This is a genomic window from Peptoniphilus obesi ph1 (assembly GCF_000311865.1).
GTDB classification, from domain to species: domain Bacteria; phylum Bacillota; class Clostridia; order Tissierellales; family Peptoniphilaceae; genus Peptoniphilus_E; species Peptoniphilus_E obesi.
Window position 1 is genome coordinate 520,469 of sequence record NZ_HE978580.1, and the last position, 22,276, is coordinate 542,744.

The 22,276-nt window shown below is 31.6% G+C and carries 19 protein-coding genes and 2 riboswitches; of the genes, 4 read left to right on the forward strand and 15 right to left on the reverse strand.

Annotated features, from left to right (window positions below; genetic code table 11):
- Positions 1–6: 6 nt before the first annotated feature.
- Positions 7–918, reverse strand: a complete 912-nt coding sequence (locus HGPB_RS02295; RefSeq protein WP_019132068.1) for a hypothetical protein — start codon at positions 916–918, stop codon at positions 7–9.
- 118 nt (positions 919–1,036) lie between these two features.
- Between HGPB_RS02295 and HGPB_RS02300 the strand changes: the two genes are divergently transcribed.
- On the forward strand, positions 1,037–2,467 hold the full coding sequence (locus HGPB_RS02300; protein ID WP_019132069.1) for a phospholipase D-like domain-containing protein: 1,431 nt from the start codon (positions 1,037–1,039) through the stop codon (positions 2,465–2,467).
- 85 nt (positions 2,468–2,552) lie between these two features.
- On the opposite strand, the gene HGPB_RS02305 is transcribed toward HGPB_RS02300, so the two are convergent.
- The 12 genes from HGPB_RS02305 to HGPB_RS02360 all read right to left on the reverse strand — a co-directional run bounded on the left by HGPB_RS02305 (position 2,553) and on the right by HGPB_RS02360 (position 16,365).
- Positions 2,553–3,515 (reverse strand): diaminopimelate dehydrogenase, encoded by a 963-nt coding sequence (locus tag HGPB_RS02305; protein ID WP_051008319.1) that lies wholly within the window; start codon positions 3,513–3,515, stop codon positions 2,553–2,555.
- A gap of 2 nt (positions 3,516–3,517) precedes the next feature.
- Positions 3,518–4,258: a 4-hydroxy-tetrahydrodipicolinate reductase gene (gene dapB, locus HGPB_RS02310; RefSeq protein ID WP_019132071.1), complete on the reverse strand. Its 741-nt coding sequence runs from the start codon at positions 4,256–4,258 to the stop codon at positions 3,518–3,520.
- Complete coding sequence (gene dapA / locus HGPB_RS02315) at positions 4,255–5,121, reverse strand: 4-hydroxy-tetrahydrodipicolinate synthase (protein ID WP_019132072.1); 867 nt, start codon at positions 5,119–5,121, stop codon at positions 4,255–4,257. Before dapA ends, dapB begins: the two co-directional genes overlap by 4 nt.
- Before the next feature lie 10 nt (positions 5,122–5,131).
- A complete protein-coding gene (locus tag HGPB_RS02320; protein ID WP_019132073.1) occupies positions 5,132–6,292 on the reverse strand; it encodes an aspartate kinase in 1,161 nt (386 codons plus the stop codon).
- Entirely contained in the window at positions 6,289–7,593 is a 1,305-nt protein-coding gene (lysA, locus tag HGPB_RS02325; RefSeq protein WP_019132074.1) for a diaminopimelate decarboxylase, read from the reverse strand. The genes HGPB_RS02320 and lysA overlap by 4 nt, the downstream gene beginning before the upstream one ends.
- Before the next feature lie 77 nt (positions 7,594–7,670).
- Positions 7,671–7,809, reverse strand: a riboswitch (Lysine riboswitch).
- A gap of 281 nt (positions 7,810–8,090) precedes the next feature.
- Positions 8,091–8,975, reverse strand: a complete 885-nt coding sequence (locus HGPB_RS02330; protein ID WP_019132075.1) for a histidine racemase CntK family protein — start codon at positions 8,973–8,975, stop codon at positions 8,091–8,093.
- A 1-nt stretch (position 8,976) separates the two neighbouring features.
- Positions 8,977–10,356, reverse strand: coding sequence for a methylaspartate mutase accessory protein GlmL (gene glmL / locus HGPB_RS02335; RefSeq protein WP_019132076.1), 1,380 nt, complete (start codon positions 10,354–10,356; stop codon positions 8,977–8,979).
- A 130-nt stretch (positions 10,357–10,486) separates the two neighbouring features.
- A complete protein-coding gene (locus HGPB_RS02340; RefSeq protein ID WP_019132077.1) occupies positions 10,487–11,116 on the reverse strand; it encodes a cyclodeaminase/cyclohydrolase family protein in 630 nt (209 codons plus the stop codon).
- Between the two features lie 17 nt (positions 11,117–11,133).
- Positions 11,134–12,813: a formate--tetrahydrofolate ligase gene (locus tag HGPB_RS02345; RefSeq protein ID WP_019132078.1), complete on the reverse strand. Its 1,680-nt coding sequence runs from the start codon at positions 12,811–12,813 to the stop codon at positions 11,134–11,136.
- A 38-nt stretch (positions 12,814–12,851) separates the two neighbouring features.
- Positions 12,852–13,745, reverse strand: a complete 894-nt coding sequence (gene ftcD / locus HGPB_RS02350; protein ID WP_019132079.1) for a glutamate formimidoyltransferase — start codon at positions 13,743–13,745, stop codon at positions 12,852–12,854.
- Positions 13,746–14,100: 355 nt separating this feature from the next.
- On the reverse strand, positions 14,101–15,435 hold the full coding sequence (locus HGPB_RS02355; protein WP_019132080.1) for a D-alanyl-D-alanine carboxypeptidase family protein: 1,335 nt from the start codon (positions 15,433–15,435) through the stop codon (positions 14,101–14,103).
- Between the two features lie 96 nt (positions 15,436–15,531).
- On the reverse strand, positions 15,532–16,365 hold the full coding sequence (locus HGPB_RS02360; RefSeq protein WP_019132081.1) for a tRNA lysidine(34) synthetase: 834 nt from the start codon (positions 16,363–16,365) through the stop codon (positions 15,532–15,534).
- 119 nt (positions 16,366–16,484) lie between these two features.
- On the opposite strand from HGPB_RS02360, the gene HGPB_RS02365 reads away from it, so the two are divergent.
- The gene (locus tag HGPB_RS02365) at positions 16,485–17,090 is read left to right on the forward strand and encodes a hypothetical protein (RefSeq protein WP_019132082.1); all 606 of its coding nucleotides are present in this window, start codon (positions 16,485–16,487) and stop codon (positions 17,088–17,090) included.
- A gap of 161 nt (positions 17,091–17,251) precedes the next feature.
- On the opposite strand, the gene HGPB_RS02370 is transcribed toward HGPB_RS02365, so the two are convergent.
- Both HGPB_RS02370 and HGPB_RS02375 read right to left on the reverse strand, forming a co-directional pair.
- Positions 17,252–19,039, reverse strand: a complete 1,788-nt coding sequence (locus HGPB_RS02370) for an LTA synthase family protein (RefSeq protein WP_019132083.1) — start codon at positions 19,037–19,039, stop codon at positions 17,252–17,254.
- The gene (locus HGPB_RS02375) at positions 19,036–20,157 is read right to left on the reverse strand and encodes a M50 family metallopeptidase (RefSeq protein ID WP_019132084.1); all 1,122 of its coding nucleotides are present in this window, start codon (positions 20,155–20,157) and stop codon (positions 19,036–19,038) included. The genes HGPB_RS02370 and HGPB_RS02375 overlap by 4 nt, the downstream gene beginning before the upstream one ends.
- Before the next feature lie 187 nt (positions 20,158–20,344).
- A riboswitch (FMN riboswitch) is annotated at positions 20,345–20,456 on the forward strand.
- A gap of 83 nt (positions 20,457–20,539) precedes the next feature.
- On the opposite strand from HGPB_RS02375, the gene ribD reads away from it, so the two are divergent.
- Both ribD and HGPB_RS02385 read left to right on the forward strand, forming a co-directional pair.
- Complete coding sequence (gene ribD, locus HGPB_RS02380) at positions 20,540–21,631, forward strand: bifunctional diaminohydroxyphosphoribosylaminopyrimidine deaminase/5-amino-6-(5-phosphoribosylamino)uracil reductase RibD (protein WP_019132085.1); 1,092 nt, start codon at positions 20,540–20,542, stop codon at positions 21,629–21,631.
- Positions 21,631–22,269, forward strand: a complete 639-nt coding sequence (locus HGPB_RS02385) for a riboflavin synthase (protein WP_019132086.1) — start codon at positions 21,631–21,633, stop codon at positions 22,267–22,269. Before ribD ends, HGPB_RS02385 begins: the two co-directional genes overlap by 1 nt.
- The last annotated feature ends 7 nt before the right edge of the window (positions 22,270–22,276 follow it).

The window sequence follows — 22,276 nt, forward strand, 5'->3', positions numbered from 1 at the left end:
TTCTATTTATTCAGCTTTTAATTTATTCAACAAGTCTATAAATGATTCACTTAACTCCATGACACTTTTATTGTATTCATATATGCTTTCCTGTGAATCATCATATTTAATGCTCCTACTTTCTTCTATAAGCTGGTTGAACTTATCTTTTTGGATTTCATAATCACTCATAAACTTTTCATAAGCTTGTTTAGTTGCTTGATTATTTTTTATAAAATCAATTTCTCCAATTTGCTTATAATATTTTTCGTGATTTATTATAGTCTTTTGAAGATTGCTCAAGCTAGAACTGTTTGACCCATTCTTCATCAAATCTGATACAACCTTTGTCTGCATGTCATATATATCAAAATAAGACTTAGTGAATTGGTCTATAAATTCTTCCTTACTGCCAGTTTTAGAAAAATCCGGTACCTTTAAATTTTCGTCACCCTTAGATGTATATTCAAAATTCGTATCTATAAATATACTCCTATCACTAGGGTCAAGTCTTACTCCAAAATCTAAAATGGAAGCTATATCTCTTATATTGTAGTAACTATGTCCAGAAATTTTCACACCAGGAATTATTACTTCCCTATTCTCTATAAACAATCTGCTTTCTGAATCAAAAGCCTGGTCATTATATTTATAGATTGACATGGACTCATCTTGGAAATTTCTTCTTCTTAATATATAAATTGCATCTTCATCTTTATCATATATTACATCAAAACTTTTATTTGTATCTCTAAGGGCCTTGGCTATATCTGTGAGTCTATAATAATTGTCGCCATCAATATTGTAGGAATAATAAATTTTACTATTTCCATTTACCTTTAATTTTATATCAGTCAGTCTTACATCTTGTTCAGCTGCACTGATTTTACTTGGGATTAAAAATAAAATTGCCACAAGCAAGATAAAAAATCTTTTCATATCTACTCTCCTAAATAAAAGCAGTAATTTTCTTAATAATATCATATATGGCTTTTAAATTAAATATATTATCCCGTCACTCATAGCTAAAAATAAAAAACTATAATATAATTAAGGCATGAAAACTTTAACTATTAAAAAATTTATACTTTATCTAATTGTCCTAATTATCTTATTTTGCTTTATTTCTTCACTATTTAGCAAAAATCCTAAGGGGACAAATATAAAAAGTGAATACAAAAACCCAGCAAATTTAAAATTTATCTATGATTTAACTTATGAAAAAGACCAAGAAATCATAAGAGAGTCCAACATTTTCAATAGCCAGATGGATTTAATAAAAAATGCTAAAAAATATCTTATCCTAGATATATTTTTATACAATGATGACTATACAAAAGGTTCGACCTCCTATCCAAGTCAGGTTAAAGAGATGAGCGATGCCTTGATTGCAAAGAAAAAAGAATATCCTGACATGCCAATAGTTTTGATAACTGATCCGATAAATAATTTTTATGGAGCCTATGAGCAAGAAAATCTAAAAAATTTAAGGGAAGCAGGAATTGATGTCGTAATAACTGACCACGATGAGATGAGAGATTCCAACCCTCTTTACTCTGGAATATATAAGTTATTAATTAAACCTTTTGGTCCTGGATCTAAAGGCTATATCAAAAACTTCTTTGATAAGGATGGACCAAAAGTAAATATTAGAAATATCTTAAAACTTGCAAACTTTAAGGGCAACCACAGAAAAGTTTATATTTCTGAAAACGAAGCTATTATTTCTTCCTCTAACCCTCATGATCCAAGCGCCTTCCACGAAAATGTGGCACTTAGATTTAATTCATCTATTATTAAATATTTAATAGAGAGCGAAAAAGTTGTTTGCGATTTTTCTGGCTACGAATTTCCTGATATCGATTATGAAAATAATTATATGGACAAGGAAGGGAAAGATATTCTCATAAGAGCCATCAGTGAAAAATCAATTTTTAATGCCCTATATGAAAATATAAATCTCAGCCAAAAGGGCGATCAAATAAATATAGCAATATTTTATTTATCTGATTTTGATATTATAAAAAGTCTTGAAAAAGCAAGCCAAAGAGGTGTTGAAATTAATATAATAGCCGATGCTAATAGAGATGCCTTTGGTCTAAAGAAAAATGGAAATCCAAACAGGTCTGCCCTATCCAAGCTAGGAAAACTTGAAAATATAAATGTCCGCTGGTACAAGAGTCATGGCGAGCAATTCCATGCAAAAATGGCATTTTTTAACTACAAGACTAAAAATAATTTTGCTGCCATACTAGGATCAGCAAATTTTACTAGGAGAAATTTAAAAAATTTCAACCTAGAAACAGATATAGAAATTAAAACAGATCTTGATAATCCTATGGCTAGAGAAATTAATTCTTACTATGAAAGAATTTGGACCAACCAAGACGGATTATACAGCCTAGACTTTGAAGAATATTATCAAGAAGATTTATTTAAAGATATCCTATATAAAATTCAAGAATTTACAGGAATTTGCACCTGGTAATTAAAAATAATTAAATAAAAACGCCATATATTAATAATTAGCCTTTACATAGCTTCTGAATTAATATATAGCGTCTTTTTATTATTTATAAGTATTCTTCTATTAATTCTATATGACTTTTAGAAGAAAAATAATTTACTGGTGTGTCTAGGATTGTATGAGCTCCAAATTTTTTCTCTTTTTTAAATCTGTAGGCTGCTCTTGCAGATGCAAGACAAACTGCAGCTGTAAAATCTGGATTGGAATCTAAATCTAGATTATAAGAAATCATTTGAGTGTGAGAATCAAGTCCAAGACCAACTCTTACGACATGGCCTCCATGTGGCATTTTGTTGTGGTCTTTTTTAAATTCTTCTTCGCTTATAAAATTGACCTCAGTTTCATAGTTGGAAAAATAATCTGGCATTGTCTTTATTTCTCTTTCTATTCTTTCCTTATCTGCATCTTGTTCTGCAACTACAAATACTTCTCTTTTGTGAGTTTCATATGACTTATAATCTTTTAAATCATTCTTAATATTTTTTAATATTTCTTGGTTTGGTATTGTGTATTGAACGGCAAACTTTACTCCTTCAATCCTTCTTACTGCATCAGAGTGCCCTTGGCTAACTCCTCTTCCCCAAAAAGTTGTTGTGTGGCCTTCTTTTATGATAGCTTCTGCCATCATCCTGTTGAATGAAAATAGTCCTGGATCCCAACCTGTCGATACGAAAGCGACATTTTGATTTTCTTTTGCTATTTTATCAATTTTTTCAAAATAACTTTTAATCATCTTGTGGTTGTCATAGGCATCAAGAGTTGAAAAGTCTTTTATTAATCTTGGTCCAATTTCTGGTATATCTTTTGCTGATCCTAGTGCCATGATCACTAAATCAATATCATTTTTATAATTTAATATATTGTCTAGACTTTCAAATATATGGTCATTAAAAGATTTAGGATCTCTTCTTGTAAAAATTTTTACAAGTTCAAAATCTTCTTCTCTTTCAACTAGTCCTCTTATTGATTTTCCTAAGTTTCCATATCCAGCTATTGCTATTTTTATCATCATTAATCACCCATCTTCATTATGTCTTTTATACTGTATAGTCCTGGTTCTTTTCCTAGGGCAAATTTTGCAGCCTTGATTGCACCTTTTGCAAATATTTTTTTAGATGCTGCCTTGTGTTTTATTTCTAAAACTTCATCTTCTCCAGCAAATATAACTGTGTGATCACCAAATATTGATCCACCTCTTATGGCAGAAATCCCAACTTCATCATCTTGTCTTACCCTGTGAAGGTCTGTCCTGTCGTAGATTTCTTCAACTTGTCTTTGCTTTTTTACTGAATCAAGAAGCATGAAGGCTGTTCCGCTCGGTGCATCTTTTTTATTTCTGTGGTGAGCTTCTACAATTTCTATATCAAAGTCTGCCAAAACTTTTGCCACTCTTTCTACTAGGTCTGTCATTGTATTTATTCCTAGAGAATAATTTCTAGCATATACAATTGGAATTTTTCCTGATGCTTGTTTTAATCTTTCCATGCTAGAATCTTCTAGTCCTGTTGTTGCTTCTATAAGTGGCTTGTGTTTTTCTACCGCAAAGTCAATTGTTTGATCAACTAAATCTTTATTAGAAAAATCGATTATGGCATCAAAATCTTCTTTTACATCAGAAAATTCCTTGTAAATTTTTACTCCTTCAATTTCTCCTTCTTTGCTTGCAAGTCCTGCTACTATTTCTATTTGGTCTTGCATAGAAAGAAAGGTCCTGCCCATTCCTCCACTTGCTCCGACTAAAAATATTTTCATCTCAATAGCCCCTTTAGAAGTTCTTTAGTTGAATCTGCCGCTTCGTATAATGGTAATCTCAATCCACCAACATTGTATCCCATCATATTCATAGCTGCTTTTATAGGTATTGGGTTCGGTTCAACAAATAAAGCATCTATTAATTTTTTATTATTTACTTGGATTCTTCCAGCTTCCTTTATATTTCCATCGAAGAAGTTTTGACACATATCATGTACCTGTCTTGGATAAATATTTGCTAAAACAGAAATTACTCCAATTCCTCCTATACTCATAAGTGGAACAACAACATCATCATTGCCAGAATATACATCAAAGTCTTCTCCAACAAGATTTCTTACTTCTGCAGCATAGGATAAGTTTCCACTAGCATCTTTTAATCCAACTATGTTATCAATTTCAGCAAGTTCTTTTACAGTTTGTGGTGCGATACTCATGCTAGTTCTTCCAGGTACATCATAAAGTATTATTGGAATATTAACTGCTTCAGCAATTACCTTATAGTGTTCGTAGAGTCCTCTTTGAGAAGTTTTGTTGTAGTATGGTGTAACTTCTAAAAGTCCATCAGCTCCAACATCTTCGCACATTTTAGCTAGGTTTATACCGTGTCTTGTATCGTTTGAGCCTGCTCCTGCTATTACTGGAACTCTTCCCTTTGTTTTTTCAACTGCAAATTTTATGGTTTCTACTTGTTCCTCATCGGTCATAGTCGATGCTTCACCGGTCGTGCCACAAATAACTAAAGCATCTGTCTTGTTTTCAATTTGAAATTCAATTAATCTTTCTAATTCTTCAAAATTAACACTTCCGTCTTCATTAAATGGTGTAACTAATGCTACTGCTGATCCCCTAAATAAACTCATAATCTTCCTCCTATATATTAAATTCTTCTATTAATACTTTCATCACTTGGTCTTTTATCTTTGTATCTACTATTATTGATACAGAAATTTTTGATGTTGATACTTGATAAAATTTTATTTCCTTGTCATTTAAAACTCCGAATATTCTGGCTGCAACCCCAGTTTCATTTCTCATGGCATTTCCTATTACTGAAACTTTTGAAACATTTTCTATAAATTCAAAATCATCTGCAATTGTCTTAATGTTTTCTTTTTCATCAAGGGTTGATGTAAATGATACATATGATTTTTCGCCTATTTCAGTTTGATTTATAACGTCTATATTGATTCCACGATCTGCAAGTTTTGCAAATAATTCTGAAATTTTAAAATTATTTAATTCCTTGTTGACTAATAAAATCTCATCTACTGCCGATACGCTTGTTATAATACTTTTTTCCAAATTATCACCCTCAGATATTATTGTTCCCTTAACTTTTCCAGTATTTAAAGCAATCTCAAGTTCCACTCCATATTTTTGAGCCATCTCAACTGCTCTTGGATCGATTACCTTGGCACCTAAATGTGCCATTTCCATTGTTTCTTCGTAGCTTATCTGATCAAGTTTTTTAGCAGCCGGATAAAATCTTGGATCTACGTTATAAATCCCATCAACATCTGTAAAAATTTTGCAAGCTGCTTTTAACTTAGCTGCAAGAGCAACAGCTGATGTGTCAGATCCTCCTCTTCCAAGAGTTGTGATGTCATTTTCTTCATTCACACCTTGAAAACCTGCAACCACTACAACTTTTCCCTGGTCTAGTTCTTCCTCAATTCTTTTTGTATCTATATCTAAAATTTTTGAAAATCCATGTTTGCCATAAGTTTTAAATCCTGCTTGAAGTCCGCTAAGTGAAATTGCTTTTTGTCCAATATTTTCAAGAGCCATGGCAAGGAGGCTGGAAGAAATAATTTCTCCACTTGATAAGAGTGCATCTAATTCTCTCTTATTTGGATTTTTATTTATAGATTTTGCCTTTGCGATCAATTCATCAGTTGTATCGCCCATGGCAGAGACCACACAGACTAGCCTATTGTTTTTTGCAAGTTCTTTTAAAATTTTAGCCACCGATTCAATTTTTTCCTTATCGGCAACCGATGAACCTCCAAATTTTACAAGTAAATTTTTCATTCTAGCACATCTCCTATGTCATTTCTTATTAAATCTTCGTAAGTTTCTCTTCTTACAATAAGTTTTGCCTCATCACTTACTGCTATCATGGCTGGTTTTTCAATCTGGTTATAATTGCTAGCCATTGAATACCCATAGGCTCCAGTTGAAGAAACTAAGATTAAATCTTCATCATCGACCTTTGGAAGTTTTATATCTTTTATAATTACATCTCCCGATTCGCAACATTTTCCAGCAAGCGTATAGACCACTTCATCTTTATCATTCATCTTATTGGTGATTGCTGCTTCGTACTTTGCTCCGTACAAGGCAGGTCTTATATTATCTGTCATACCGCCGTCTATAAATATATAATTTTTACCAGAATAGGTTTCCTTCACTGAACAGGCCTTGTATAAAGTGTGGCCAGCATTTGCTATTAGAGATCTTCCTGGTTCAATGGATATAATTTTTACATCTAATTTGTTTTTTTCTAGGCTAGTTTTTATGTTTTCTGCATAAGATTCTAAAAATTTCCCTAGTTTGAAAGGACTATCTTCTTCTGTGTAGTAGATTCCAAATCCTCCACCCAAGTTTAATTCTTCTATTTTTATGCCAAGTCTTTCTTCTAACTTCTTTGCGTATTCTATGACCCTATCTGCTTCTTTGAAAAAAGAATCTTCTGCAAAAACTTGCGATCCTATATGAGCGTGCAGGCCAGCAAAGTCAAAGTTTTGGTTTTTCGAAATTTCTTCTATAAAAGAAATTGTCCCATCATCAAAGATAGATAGTCCAAATTTAGAATCATTTTTAGAGGTTGCAATATATTCGTGAGTATGGGCATCAATTCCTGGATTTATTCTAAGCAAGACTCTTTGCTTTTTGCCTTTTTCTTTTATGAGTTTATCCAAGTTTTCATATTCTTTTTTATTATCTATAACTATTGTTCCTATTTCATTATCCAATGCAAAATTTAATTCCTGGATCAGCTTGTTGTTTCCATGAAAATAGATTTTTTTAGGATTAAAACCAGCCTTTATTATGGTGTAGAGTTCTCCTCCACTCACTGCATCCATGTGTAGATCTTGTTTTCCAACAAGTTTTGCAATGTATAAGTTTAATAGAGCCTTTGAAGCATATATAATATGACTTTCAAATTTATCAGATTTAAATTTTTCTTTATACTTTTCGCATCTTTCTACAAAGTAATCTTCATCTATTATGTAAAGTGGTGTATCAAACTTTTCTGCCAATTCCGTCATAGAAAATTTTCCCAGATAAAGTTCATTTTCCCTTACTTTTAAATTTCCAAATAATTTCATAATCCCTCCAAATATATATAAAAAAATATATAAAAAAACTGTGAGCAAAAGACTCACAGTAGATAGCTTTTGCCCTCAATAACTAAAGCACTTCTTTACAAAAATGGGCATTCTCATAAAGACAGTTATGTACATATTTTGCACATACCCAGGTTTCCCTTCGGCGATTTTTCCTTTCGTTTCCTAATAATAAAAATCGCAGCCTCTTTAGCTATCGCACATGATTAAATTTTGATTATAATAACACCTAAAATTCCTTTTGTCAAATAAATCTATAAAGTTTTAATAAAAATCTTATATTTTATTAAAATTAGTGGTTTTTTAATAGGTTTAAAGTCTTGATTTTTGATTTTACTTATTTATTAAAGTTTATATATTTCTAAAATTTCATTTTGTATTTTTAATATAGATTTCAAATCCTAAATTCAAATAAAAAAATAATAGCTTTAAAAGACATAAAAAATACTGACCCTCAGGTCAGTATCTTTTAATCTTCATTAAAATAAATTATCTGTTTCTTCTTCAGAATTTTCTTCATCTTTAAGAGTTTTTTGGTATTCTTCTTTTACTTCTTTTTCGACTTCTTCTGAAATATCTATTTGAATTCTCTTAACTTCAGATAATTCTATAGGTCCGCCGATTAATACTTTTACAGCGCCTTCTTGATCTTTTTCAACTATTAATTCAAGATCTCCATTAGGTTCCTTTATTAATTCTTTAAACTCATCATTATCTTGGCTCAAATAGTAGCCTAGAGCTGCTGTTCCTGATCCACAAGAAGATTCTCTAAATAAAGTATTTGTTTCTGTAACATTTACATATGGTATTAGTTCAGACTTTTCTTTGTTGTAGAACATAACCCCATAAGCCTTTGCATCTATTTCAGATTTTAGTTTTTCTAAAGCTTTGTCTACAAAGTCTTTGTCTTCTTCCCTATCATCTACTATAAGATGAGTTATTCCTTGAAGTTCAAAAGCCTTGTATTTTTTAGAATCAAGTTCAATTTCATGAACAGCACTTGGTGCTTCAAGTGCTATATAAGCAGTATTTTTATTTGTATCGGCTATAACATTTACTGGATGGTCTATACCACTAACATAAACTTCCATATTAAATTCGCCTTTTTCTTCTAAAAATGTTGCAGAATAAAGTCCATATGCCCTAGTAGCATTTGCACAAAATTCTCCACCTGTCATGTCTAATCTTAGTGGTGGGCCTTCATAGGCTGGAGAAATAAATCCAACTTGTTCTACTGTTGGGTCTATTTGTTTCATTATTGCATCTTGATACGCTTTTCTGTAGCCAGGATATACTGGCCAAACTACAAATCCTGTTATATTTCCTGCTGGATTAGCTCTAAAGTATTGAAATCCTTGTTTCATATTATCTCACTTTCCTCAAATCTTTCTTCATAATTCTAATTGCAACTTCCGGATATTCCATGCTCAAAAGTCCCATAGCTGATAGGATATAATCACTATCTATATAATAGTCTGGACTTTTTGGACTTAAAGACATTGGATCATCATTTTCCACAGATGATAATATACTTCTTGGATCTTTAGCATGAACTAAAACTCCACCTGTACCTATTATAGTCTTTAGTTTAGTAAGATCTTTTCCTGTTTGATAGTAGACATATCTTGTCTTGGTAAATCTTTTAGTTAGATTACCTACGTGACGGGCAACAGCATGTTCTGTAGCCACACTAGCCATGGCACTATCAAACTCATAATCTTCATCTGTCTCTGGTACAAATTTTATATTATCAGCTCTGTATCTACAATTTTTTTCGATATCTATATCCTCATTCTTTAAATATTTTAGAATATCATCTTTTCCAACAGCCTCATACAATGATTCTGCTGAATATCTCATACCAAGGTCTCCTTCAACTGTTCTTTTTGCAAGAGGTTCAAGAAGTCCTTCGTAAATTATTGTCCTATCTGTAGGGTGTCCATAGCCAATAGAATGGACATCTGTTGTAGCTCCCCCAATGTCTACTACCATCAAGTCTCCAACGCCTTCTTCATCGCCAGAGCCTAGAGATAACATTTGTGCAGCTTTTATAACTGCTTGAGGTGTAGGCATTAAGATACTATCAATTTCGCCCTTCATACTATTCATACCCTTAGCCTTAACAATTCTATCCATAAATATTTGTCTAATTGTTTCTCTAGCGCCTTCAGGATTAAGAATATTTACTGCCGGCATTACATTATCAGTTACATAAATATCCATGCCTGCATCTTCAAATATTTTAGAAACTTCATCTACTATTCTAGAGTTAACTGAAACTACAATTGGAACTTTAACTTTAGTTGAAGCAAGTCTTTTCGCATTATTTATAACATTATTTCTGTTGCCATGTTCAGTTCCTCCAGAAAATAAAATTATATCACAAGGTGATTGTTTAATTTCCTCTAAATCTTCATCAGGCAATTCATAATAATATGTTTTTAGTATCCTAGCTCCGGCACCTAAAGCTGATCTTGTCGCTGCTTCTGCTGTTAAGTTTTTTGTTAGTCCTATAGCTATCATCTTTAAACCACCAGCTGCAGATGAACAAGCAAGTATTTTATCTGGTTTAACTTCGTAGCCAAGATCTTCACTCATTTTAGATAGTGCTTCTTCATAGCCAACTTTTACATCAGTTTCTACAGTCGTTATTCCATTACTCCTTGCTATAATTTCTTCCTTATCCATATCAACTAAAGTCAACTTAGTATAGGTTGAGCCAAAATCTACTAAAAGTATATTCAATATTACCACCTTCCATTAACTTCTCTATTCAATTTACTAAATTTATTTAATTTATCGATACTAAAATTATACATCAATAATCAAAAAAAAGAAGGACCAATTGATCCTTCTTTTCAATATTATGATTTAATTATTCGATTTCAGCTTCAACTTGTTTAACAATTGGAGCGATTCTTTCGTCAACTTCTTTTAAAGTCTTAGCCATTTTATCTTTAAGATCTTTTACATATGCTTCATCTTTAATTGATCCAAGGTTGATTTTAACATTGTAGAAAGCTCCTGTTACAGCTAGTTTAATGTTAAGAACACCAACACCAACATCAGTGATAGCATTTTTGTTTCCTTTTTCAACTAATTTTTCAGCATAGTCGATTAATTCAACAGTTTTCATACCAACTGTGAAAGGTACATTTGCTGCATTTTTGTATTCTTCTTGAATTTTTGCAGATCTTGCAGCTTTTTCTTCGTCAGTTGATTTTGGAAGTTTGAAAGCATCGATAACTCCGTTGAAAGAGTTAGCATCTTTATCTATGAAATCAGTAAATTCTTCGTGGTATTTTGCAAGTTCATCCACTAATGGTTTCATTTCTTCATGAACATCAGTGTAGTTTTTACTTTTTACAGTTAAGTTTGCAACCATACCAAGTAAAGCTGCTGCTTGAGCTGCTGCTAAAGCAGATACTGATCCACCACCTGGTGCTGGAGAATCTGAAGCTGTTTCAGCTACGAAATCTTTAACTGATAAATCTTTTAACATCATTTATTTATTCCTCCTTATTAGAATAAACCTGTCATTTGTCCGTCTGCAGTTATATCCATCTTGTCAGCTGCTGGAACTTTTGGAAGTCCTGGCATAACCATGATGTTACCAGTTTCACAAACTATAAAGCCAGCTCCTGCTGAAACTCTAACTGTTTGTACGATAATTTCAAATCCTTCAGGTGCTCCAACTGCTTTTGGATCATCAGAGAATGAGAATTGAGTTTTTGCCATACATAGAGGCATTTTATCAAGACCAAGTTCTTCAAGTTTTGCAACTTCTTTTTTAGCCTTTGGTGTAAGAGTAACTTTTGCTCCGTGATAGTAATCTTTAACAAGAACATTAAGTTTTTCTTCAATTGAAAGTTTTTCATCGTAAAGATGTTTGAAGTTAGCTGGTTGTTCGTCAGTAAGTTTAACAACTTTTTCAGCAAGGTCCTTAACACCTTCGCCACCTTTTGCCCAACCTTCGCATAGAGAAACTTCTACGCCGTATTCTTTACATTTTTCGATTAATTTATTAATTTCTGCATCAGTATCTTGAGCAAATTTGTTAACTGCAACAATTACTGGTACACCGAATTTTTTAAGGTTTTCAATGTGACGTCCTAAGTTAGCAAATCCCTTATCAAGAGCTTCTACATTTTCTTCTTTAAGGTTATCCTTAGGAACTCCACCGTGCATCTTAAGTGCTTTTATTGTAGCAACGATAACAGCTGCATCTGGTTTTAAGCCACCAAGTCTACATTTGATATCAAAGAATTTTTCTGCTCCAAGGTCAGCACCGAATCCTGCTTCTGTAACAAGATAATCTGACATCTTAAGACCAAGTTTTGTAGCTATTAATGAGTTACATCCGTGTGCAATGTTTGCGAAAGGTCCACCATGAATTAGAGCTGGAGTATGTTCAAGAGTTTGAACAATGTTTGGTTTTATAGCATCTTTAAGAAGCATTGCCATAGCACCTTGTGCATTTAAGTCTCCTGCTGTTACAGGTTGTCCATCTTTGTTGTAAGCTACAACCATTTTTGATAGTCTAGTTTTTAAATCTTCAAGATTTGATGATAGACAAAGAGCTGCCATGATTTCAGATGCTACTGTGATCATGAAGTGGTCTTCTCTTGGATATCCGCAAGCTTTTCCACCTAGAGCTACTGTTACGTTTCTAAGAGCTCTATCATTCATGTCAAGTACTCTTTTCCAAGTAATTTGTCTAATATCTATATTAAGTTTGTTTCCTTGGTGAATGTGGTTGTCAATAAGTGCAGAAAGTAAGTTGTTTGCTGCAGTCATTGCGTGAAGGTCACCTGTGAAGTGTAGGTTGATATCTTCCATTGGTACTACTTGTGAGTATCCACCACCTGCTGCTCCACCTTTAACACCAAATACTGGTCCTAGTGATGGTTCTCTAAGAGCTACAACAGATTTTTTACCAATTTTGTTAAGACCTTGAGTAAGTCCAATTGATACAGTTGATTTACCTTCTCCTGCTGGAGTTGGAGTGATTGCTGTAACAAGGATTAATTTTCCGTCTTCATTTTTTTCTAATCTTTCGATTGCATCAAAAGAAATTTTTGCTTTATATTTACCGTAAAGTTCTAGGTCATCTTCTTTAAGACCTACTTTTGCAGCAACGTCGACAATTGGTTCTAACTCGCAAGCATCAGCGATTTCGATATCAGTTTTAAATTCAGTCATATAAGCCTCCCTTTTATTTTCTTTATTTTAACTAACTATTATTCTTCAATTAGAAGAGTTTCAATAACTTGTTCTGGTTTTAAATCTTCAATTTGCATGTAGTATGCAGCAGAATCAATAAGTGCTTGAAGTGGAAGTAAACCGATTAGTTCACTGTTAGCAACAGTTACACCGTAACGTTTAGCTTCGAATTTAATCATTTCAAGAGCTTGGTAGATTCTTGTTTTTTCATAATTTACAAGGTTCATTGATACTTGTACTTGGCCTTTTTCTTCTAGAGCAAGTCCTATACCTTTAACGAATCTTAGTCCTCCACCGATGTGACGAACTTTTTTAGCAATTGCTTGAGCAATTTCTAATTTGTCAGTATTTAAGTTTACGTTAAATGCAACTAAGTGGAATCTTGCTGCAACACCTGTTACACCACTTTTAGCGTTCATTTCTTGTGGTCCAAAATCTGGTTTCCATTCAGGTTGTTGAATCTTTTCAAAGAAAGCTTCATATTGTCCTTTTCTAACCTTAGCTAGATTTTGTCTTTCAGGAGTAGTAGCAGCATCTTCATATAGGTAAACAGGAATTCCCATTTCTCCTATTGCTTTACCAACTTCTTTTGCATATTCTACGCAATCTTCAGTTGTAACTTCTGTTACTGGAACAAATGGAACAACGTCAACTGCTCCCATTCTTGGGTGAGCGCCTTCGTGTTTTGTCATGTCAATTACTTCAGTAGCTACCTTAACTGATTCAAGAACAGCTTTAATAACTGCTTCTGGTTCACCAATAACTTCAACAACTAGTCTGTTGTGGTCCTTATCTGGTTGGTAGTCAATTAATTTTACATTTTCTTTAGCTCTAAAGCATTCAACAATTTTATCGATCTTTTCAGCATCTCTTCCCTCAGAATAGTTGGGAATACACATTACTCTTTTCATCTTTTACCTCCTAGTAAATCATAATATTACTTTCGCTTATATTTTTATCAACAATTAATCTGTAAATCGTCAAAAATTTTTATACAATTTAACCGATTAATTTGTTCGCTCTACAATACAATTATAGCTTAACCAGTTGAAATTTCAAGCATAAGTGAAAAAGTAAATCATTTTCTCTTATAATCGCTTAAAATTTTTGTAAAATATGTATTTATTTAAGAAATCTTACTATTTAAAATTATTTATAGAAATTTTTACCTAAATTTAAAACTTTTCTTATAAAAATTTACTTAAATACAAAAAAAGTAGTCATTTAGTAAAATTTCTAAATAACTACTCTTTAATTACTTAAATCTTATGCAGCCTCATCAATTTTTATAAAAATATCTTCATAAACATTTTTTATCTTGCTTAAAATTCCCTTTTGGGAAACCCTATCTTTTACAATTAAATCAAGTTTTAAAACTTCTTCGCCCTTCATATAATACTTTACATAACCAATATTTTCTCCAACGTCTATTGGAGCCTTTAGTCCAGGCTTGTAGAAAAACTTTCTCTCAAATTCGCTTTCTCCATCCCAAAGTGCTGATCCTTGATTTTTTACATATACATTTGTTTTTTCATCTGCTGCATCTTCAATTGATATAACATCTTCTGGCTCATTTTCATTGCCAACCAAGATATATTGGTATTTTTCAAGACCTTCGCTCATAAGCCTATTAGCTGCAACATATCTCATCCAATCATTTGGACATCCAGTTACAATTCCTATAAGTCTTGTGTCCAAAGTTTTTTCTCCATCAGCTTTTTTAACACCTGTTGCTATAAGACATCTTCCAGAAGCATTTGTGTAGCCAGTTTTTAAACCATCAATTCCTTCTGTGATTCCAAGAGTTGGGTTTGTGTTGTATTCTATAAAGTTTCTTTCAGGATTTTCTATCTTTGGCTTAGAAGTAATTTCTAAAAGTTCTGGATAGCTAGAAATTAATTCTCTCGAAAGTATAAACATCTCTCTTGTTGTCATCTTATTATAATCTTCGATAGCATAGTCTGTAAGTCCAGTTGGATTTACCATGTGAGCATTTTTCAAACCCAATTCCCTGCACTTTTCATTCATCATATTGACAAATTCTTCCTTGCTACCACCAACATATTTTGCCAAGGCTGTGATCGCATCGTTTCCTGAAACTATAAGTGAAGCTTCCAAGAGTTCAGAAACTGTTTTTATATCATTTTCCTGTAATTTATAAGAAGATCCTGGCAATGATGCAGCTTCATTATCAATCAATACTGTATCAGTCTTTGATATAGTTCCTCTTTTTATTTCATCCATAACTACAAAAACTGAAACCAACTTGGAAGTAGATGCCATAGGTCTGACTTCATCTATGTTATAAGATTGTAAAATTTGTCCACTCTTATAATCTCCCAATAAATAAGATTTTGTAAGCTCTGTTAGATTTTTTTGCTTGTATTCTTCTATTTTTAGAGCCTCTTCATATGTAGCCCTTTGGACCCCATCTTTTGTCGGTACAAATATATTTTGATTTCTAATTTCTTTGTTGCCTTCAAAGACATCAATTGTATCTTGCAAGCTGGTGTTAGGGTTTTGAATAGCAGCCTGCTCTGCATTTACAATTGTTGGAAAAAATATGGCAAAAGCCATTAGAAATATAAAAATTTTCTTCAAAATTTTCACCTCGTTTTTTATTCTAACAAATGACCAGTATTTTTAAAAGAAAGAAAAGATAAAGAAAAGATAGAAAAAGCTCTATCTTCTCAACTTTTAATCCTCTTCATAATAGTCATCTAAAAAACTTATCTTTTTATCCTTATATTTGTAGGCAATAATCGCTCCAAGGTCTACATTCTCTGCCGACCTTAAGATATTTATATCTACATTCTTATTTTTCTTTTGTATCTCTTTTATTAAATCTTTTATATAAGCCCTGGTTGATCCTTCCTCTTTTTGAGTAACAGTGCAGGCACAATCCATGGCGTGAAGGCCAGTGTAGTTCATAAAACTTATAATCGATTCTTCCTTTATATAATACATGGGCCTAATAAGTTCAAGATTTTCAAAATTTTTAGAATGTAATTTTGGCATCATAGTCTTATAATTTCCTGCAAATAAAACATTTAAAAGTATAGTTTCAATAACATCATTAAAATGATGACCAAGGGCAAGCTTATTGCAACCAAGTTCCTGAGCCTTGGAATAAAGGTTTCCCCTTCTCATCCTCGCACACATATAACAAGGATTTCCCTCATTTAATTTATTTGCAACTTCAAAAACATCAGACTTGTGAATTTTTACATCAATTCCCAATTTTTCACAATTATATTCAAGCACCTTTCTGTTCTCTTCATTATATCCCGGATCCATGGCTATAAATTCTAGGTCAAACTTGCTCTTAGAATGTTTTTGAAATTCTTGAAATAACTTAGCAAGAGTAAGAGAGTCCTTTCCACCAGAAATTGCAACTGCAATCTTATCTCCATCGCTGACTAATTCATAATCTTTTATAGCCTTTACAAAATTTGCCCAAATATATTTTCTGTACTTCTTTATCAAGGACCTTTCTATATCAACCAAGGGTCTTATATTATTTTCTTCCATTTGTAACTCCATTCTATATTAAATAAATTTTTAGAAATTTTTAATTTATTCTTATCATTTTAAATATATAATCTATATTATAAAATATTATAAAGCAAAAGATAAAGGATGTGTTTATCTTGGAAAAGAAAAATAATATATTAAATTTATTTAGGGGAATATTAATTATTATCTTCGCCCTCTTTTGGATTTATTTTTCCTACAATAAAACTGCCCACTTTAGAGAAGCAGGCGATTATATAATGGGATATATTTTCCCAATCATGGGAATAGTTTTTATCCTAATGGGAGTGCTTGAAATAAATTCCTATCTAAAGATAAAAAAGAAAAAAATAAAAAGAAATCAGATTTTCGATGACGATAGCGAAAAGACTTTTTCAAGGGGAAAAAATAATCGTGAGAGATTTGAATTTTCTCATCAAGAATTTAGAGATAATATGGATAATCTATCTTCTAATTTAGAAAAAGATATATCTGCAAAAAAATATTCATTTGATAGAAAAGAAGATTTTTCTTTTGATCATGATGACTTTATACCTAATGATAAATCTTTTAATACAGATCAATATACAAATAGAGAAGATGACTTTTCAATAGAAAAAGACCCTTCAGAAACAAAATACTTTAGACCAAGTAAAAAACGATATAAATATTGTCCCTATTGCGGTTACCACTTGGAAAAAGCCTTTAAATATTGTCCAGAATGTGGCGAGAAATTAAAATAAAAAATGGATGCAAGCTATATTTTTTAGCCAGCATCCATTTTTCTTATGCTAATAAATTTAATTATTTATCATGTTTTTTTTATCAACTTTTTATTTAATTTATATTTTTTTGGAATTTCCCATCAAAAAAAGCAGGAATTTTATCCTGCTTCTTATAATATTTAAATTTTCTTTTTTGATGTGTAATATTCAACATTATAAAAATCTGTCAATCTTTTTTTCTGATTATAATTAAGGTCTGTGGTAAATCCTTCTGTAGTCTTAAAAAGAGTCTCTTTAATAACAGGAAAATCATCAGAAAAATCTCTTAAAAATTGATTGTACTGATTTGCTTCATATCCCATAGTTCTAAAAAGCTCACTAAATAAAAATATTGGTTCTAGTTCTCTGCCTTCTCCCTTAAAGTCATTGTTCAATATGTTTTTAGCTTCTTGGTTTGCCCAAATTAGATAAGGGGTTTGGTAAATATTTCTAACTCCTTCTTGTGATCCTGTGTCTGAATTTATGCCAAGCATTTTATTTATCTTATAATTTTCGCCCATGGAAGGAGAATGGTCCCCAAAGATTAAGAACACGGTCGGTTCAGGGCTTTCTTGTAAATTATCAACTATAATTTTAAGAGAGTTTGATGCTGATTCAATTCCGTGCAAATAGTTATTAAAGTATATATAGTCTTCTTGATTGTAGTTGTCTTTCCATTCTATATAAGGTTCTTCATACTCTGCATGGTCTGATGGATAGGGCCCGTGATTTTGATATGTTACTGCAAAGAAAAATCTTGGTCCAAGTGTTGAGTTGAATTTTTGATTTATATAGTCGTAAAATTGTTCGTCCATGAGTGGATATTCTGCAAATTCACTAAAAGTGTTATCTAATTCAAAGAATTCATCAAAGGCTATATTTTTATAAACATTTTTCCTGTTGTAAAAAATTCCTGTGTTTGGATGGAAAGCATAGTTTGTGTATCCATTTTCTTTTAGATATCTTGGATAAGAAATAACTTGCCTGTTAAATTCTGGTGTGTGTTTGTAGCCTGTTAGGGCATTTATTTCCGTTTTAAATGTTCCGCCGCCAAAACTGTTTACTAAAAGATCTCCGCTTATGCTTTCTTTTTGTAAGTCGTGGAAATACCAATAAGGGTCGCTGGTAAAGGTCATGTTATCATTTTGTAGTTTATAAAAATCTTTAAATGATTCTAGCATAACTACTACAACGCTTACTTTTTTACCTTGTGGAATTTCTTGGTAGTCATAGCTTGAGTATATTTCTTCAGCTCTTTTCTCATCGTAATCTTTATATTTATAGGGCATTGTTGCTTTTATACTATAGATAAATGGATATACAAAACCTTTTGCTTGGTAAGAATTTAGTTCTATCCAGGTGTTTAATTCTTCTAGATTGCTGCCTAGTTTTGCATAGATAGCTGGACTAAATAAAAATATTTTTGTAAATATAATTAATGCCAAAGTTGATACTGCTATTTTTCCAAGTCTTTTTTGATTGCTTAATTCACGGTCTTTTAGGGCAAAAAATATTATAAAAGTTATTATTAAACTTGCTAATAAGATTTTTGCATTTGGACTATTTAACATAAGGCTATATTTTTGACTCATCTTAAAGGCTTCAAATAGTATGGTTAAGTCTACAGCTTTTAAGGCTTCTTGCCTGTATACAATTTTTACAAAATTTGCATAGGCTCCGATATTTAAAAGCAAGGACATAAACAAAAAGCTTGCTCTTAATGATTTAAATAGATATCTAAGTATGTAAACTAAAAAAATTATTGGTAAAAGATTTAATAAGAATATTTGATATTCTACAAATATATTTTTAATAAGTCCGTCATAAAATCCGTAGCATGATATTAAGCTTGAGCTTATTGTTAAAAATATGCTTAATAATACTATTAAAATAAATTCTTTTATTTTTCTTTTTATTGAATTTTTCATTGGATTACCTCTTTTGCTAGCTGGTCTACAATTTGGATTTTCTTATCGGCTAGTCTTATTTCGCTTTCAAATATGTAGTTTTTCCTAAATCTTATGTATTGTGTCTTTAATTTTTCGGCCGCTTTTTCATTTTTATCTATCAATAGCAGCTTGGCATATTTGGTATAATAGCCGTTTACTAATTTCAGTAAAAAATTATCTAAGAAAAATTCAAATTCTTTACTGAAATATTTTTCGTAGTTTGCTTGGTCTTTTTTTATTATGCTTAGGTAAATTATTTCATTTATTAGGGCTTGTTTTTGTAGTCTGTCTGATAGAACTTCTTTATCCAAGGCTTTTTCATATTCTTCTTTTGCCTTATCTAAGTCTAAATTTTGAGAATAGTAGTCGCCTTTTAGAATTCCTATTTCTGCAAATTGATTGTCGCAGGATAAAATAAAATCTACTTCATCTTGGTCCATATCTTTTATTTCTTTTCCATCTACAAGAAGTCTTGCTATTTTTAAATTATATTTTATAAATATCCTGTATTCTTCGTATTTATCTAAAAGTTTGACCTGCATGGCATCGTTTGAAATCTCTGCATCAATTTTTAAGCCATTTGTTAAAAATATATAGATTCCCACGCTGGCGAAAAAATATGAAAACTGGTCTAGGAAGTAATTTCTATTAAAATACATTATTATAAAGGCTAATATTGAAAAAAATAAATTGCTTATAATTCCTGCATACATGTAGAGTTTGTAGGAAAAATTTTCATATGCCTTGCCTTTTGGTGCAAAAAGTGCCTGACCCCCCGTTCCTGGAATTTCAAATTTTGCAATTTTTAATTTTCCATTTTTCTTTACGAAGGCAAATGATCCCAACCTAAAAAATATGAAGTCATAACCTGAAAATATTGCTGCTAGAGAATGTCCAAGTTCATGCAAGAATATTTGAATAAAGATTGATGCTACTATTGAAAATATATCAAATGTTATTAAAAATACACTTCCATAATTTTCTTTTATGTATATTACATCTGTTCTTTTTGCAATTAATATTGTATTTACAAAAGATATAATAATAAATCCTATTATTGTTAATATTAGAATTTTATTTTTTTTAAGTTTTTTCATAAACTTTCTCCAATCTATTACTAATTAAAAATTATTTAAATTTAGTATAATATCATTTGTTAAATACTGCAATTTTAATGTTTTATTTTAAAATTTTTTATAAATTTTATTTATTACCCATTTTTTTCTTTATTATTCTCATCTGTTGACAAAAAACTTTACTTATCCTATAATTTTCTTAGTTTAATAGGATCTTCAGGGCAGGGCTAATTTCCCTACCGGCGGTGAAGCCCGCGAGCGAAAGCTGATTTGGTTAAATTCCAAAGCCGACAGTAAAGTCTGGATGAGAGAAGATATTTATTTTTTGAATAATATAGTTATATATATACTATTTTTGTGTTGCCCTGATTGTATTTTCAGGGCCTTTTTTTTGGAGGATTCAATGAAAGATGAAAAATATATGAAGCTCTGTTTAGAGCTTGCAAAAAAAGCAACCGGTTATGTGAGTCCGAATCCTTTAGTAGGCGCTGTTATTGTTAAAGATGGTGAAATAATTTCAACCGGCTACCATAAAAAATACGGCGATCTTCATGCCGAAGTAGATGCTATTAATAACGCTAAAGAGGATCTTGAGGGAACAACTATGTATGTTAATTTAGAACCTTGCTCTCACTATGGATCACAACCACCTTGCGTAAAAAAAATTATCGAAGCTAAAATAAAAAGAGTTGTAATTGGAGTTAAAGATCCTAACCCACTTGTTGCTGGAAGAGGAATAAAAGAGCTTACTGATCATGGTATCGAAGTAAGAGTAGGAGTTTTAGAGGATGAATGTTTAGAGCTAAATAAAATCTTCTTCTACTTTATAACTAAAAATCTTCCATATGTTGCTATGAAGTTTGCAATGAGTCTTGATGGAAAGATTGCAACATCAACTGGCGATTCAAAATGGATAAGTGGAGAATTTTCTAGACGTCATGTTCACAAGTTAAGACTTAAGTATTCTGCAATCATGGTTGGCATTGGAACAGTGCTTGCTGATAATCCTATGCTAGATTGTAGACTACCTAATGAAACAAAAAATCCTATCAGGGTTATTTGTGATAGTAATTTAAGAACTCCTCTAGATTCAAAGATTGCAAATTCTGCTCACAGGGTTAAGACAATAATTGCAACTTCTCGTGATAATGAAAATAGTGATAAGATTGCTGCTTATAAAGAAAAAGGAATAGAATTTATCTTCCTTGGCAATTCTGGTCTTGGAATTGATATTCACGAGCTTTTTGTTGAACTTGGAAAAAGAAAAATTGATTCTGTTTTTGTAGAAGGTGGCGGAACTCTTAATTCAAGCGTTATGCAAACAGGACTTTTAAATAAAGTTTATGTCTACATGGCACCAATACTCATTGGCGGAAAGGATGCTAAGTCTCCAATTTGTGGTCTTGGTATACCTTACCTAAAAGATGCTATAAAACTTAAAGACTTATCAGTTACTAATATAGGATCTGATTTCCTAATTGAAGGAGAAGTTTAATGTTTACAGGAATTGTTGAAGAACTTGGCTCTGTTAAGGCTATAAAAAGTGGAAGACATTCATCTAGAATAGAGATAGCTGCAGAAAAAATTCTTTCTGATGTCAATCTTGGAGATTCAATAGCAGTTAATGGAATTTGCCTAACTGTTACTGATTTTTCTTCCCATAGTTTTTGTGCAGATGTTATGCATGAAACTTTGAGGCGTTCTTCTATTTCAAATCTTGCTGTAAATGACAGGGTGAATCTGGAAAGGGCCATGCCTCTTAATGGAAGGTTTGGCGGACATATTGTAAGTGGCCATATTGATGGTGTAGGAAGAATAAAAAATATTAAAAGAGACGATATAGCAATTTGGTTTGATATAGCTTGTCCTGCTGATATTCTAAATTACATTATTCAAAAGGGTTCAATTGCAATAGATGGAATCTCCCTAACAGTAGCAGATGTAAAAAGTGATAGTTTTATGGTTTCTTGTATTCCCCACACTATCGATCAAACTGTTTTGAAGTTTAAAAATATCGGAGATATGGTTAATCTAGAAAACGATTTGATCGCAAAGTATGTGGAAAAATTTACTAATCAAAATAAATCAAAAAATATAATTGATGAAGATTTTCTTAAACTGCATGGATATTAAGGGGGAT

Bases quoted from the DNA above. Each gene is read 5' to 3' on its own strand.
- HGPB_RS02320 (WP_019132073.1), bottom strand. From the start codon at position 6,292: ATGAAAAATTTACTTGTAAAATTTGGAGGTTCATCGGTTGCCGATAAG.
- HGPB_RS02340 (WP_019132077.1), bottom strand. From the start codon at position 11,116: ATGATGTTAAAAGATTTATCAGTTAAAGATTTCGTAGCTGAAACAGCT.
- HGPB_RS02305 (WP_051008319.1), bottom strand. From the start codon at position 3,515: ATGATAAAAATAGCAATAGCTGGATATGGAAACTTAGGAAAATCAATA.
- HGPB_RS02370 (WP_019132083.1), bottom strand. From the start codon at position 19,039: ATGAAAAATTCAATAAAAAGAAAAATAAAAGAATTTATTTTAATAGTA.
- HGPB_RS02360 (WP_019132081.1), bottom strand. From the start codon at position 16,365: ATGGAAGAAAATAATATAAGACCCTTGGTTGATATAGAAAGGTCCTTG.
- HGPB_RS02295 (WP_019132068.1), bottom strand. From the start codon at position 918: ATGAAAAGATTTTTTATCTTGCTTGTGGCAATTTTATTTTTAATCCCA.
- dapB (WP_019132071.1), bottom strand. From the start codon at position 4,258: ATGAAAATATTTTTAGTCGGAGCAAGTGGAGGAATGGGCAGGACCTTT.
- HGPB_RS02345 (WP_019132078.1), bottom strand. From the start codon at position 12,813: ATGACTGAATTTAAAACTGATATCGAAATCGCTGATGCTTGCGAGTTA.
- HGPB_RS02330 (WP_019132075.1), bottom strand. From the start codon at position 8,975: ATGAAACAAGGATTTCAATACTTTAGAGCTAATCCAGCAGGAAATATA.
- HGPB_RS02300 (WP_019132069.1), top strand. From the start codon at position 1,037: ATGAAAACTTTAACTATTAAAAAATTTATACTTTATCTAATTGTCCTA.
- ribD (WP_019132085.1), top strand. From the start codon at position 20,540: ATGAAAGATGAAAAATATATGAAGCTCTGTTTAGAGCTTGCAAAAAAA.
- HGPB_RS02375 (WP_019132084.1), bottom strand. From the start codon at position 20,157: ATGAAAAAACTTAAAAAAAATAAAATTCTAATATTAACAATAATAGGA.
- ftcD (WP_019132079.1), bottom strand. From the start codon at position 13,745: ATGAAAAGAGTAATGTGTATTCCCAACTATTCTGAGGGAAGAGATGCT.
- dapA (WP_019132072.1), bottom strand. From the start codon at position 5,121: ATGAGTTTATTTAGGGGATCAGCAGTAGCATTAGTTACACCATTTAAT.
- lysA (WP_019132074.1), bottom strand. From the start codon at position 7,593: ATGAAATTATTTGGAAATTTAAAAGTAAGGGAAAATGAACTTTATCTG.
- HGPB_RS02385 (WP_019132086.1), top strand. From the start codon at position 21,631: ATGTTTACAGGAATTGTTGAAGAACTTGGCTCTGTTAAGGCTATAAAA.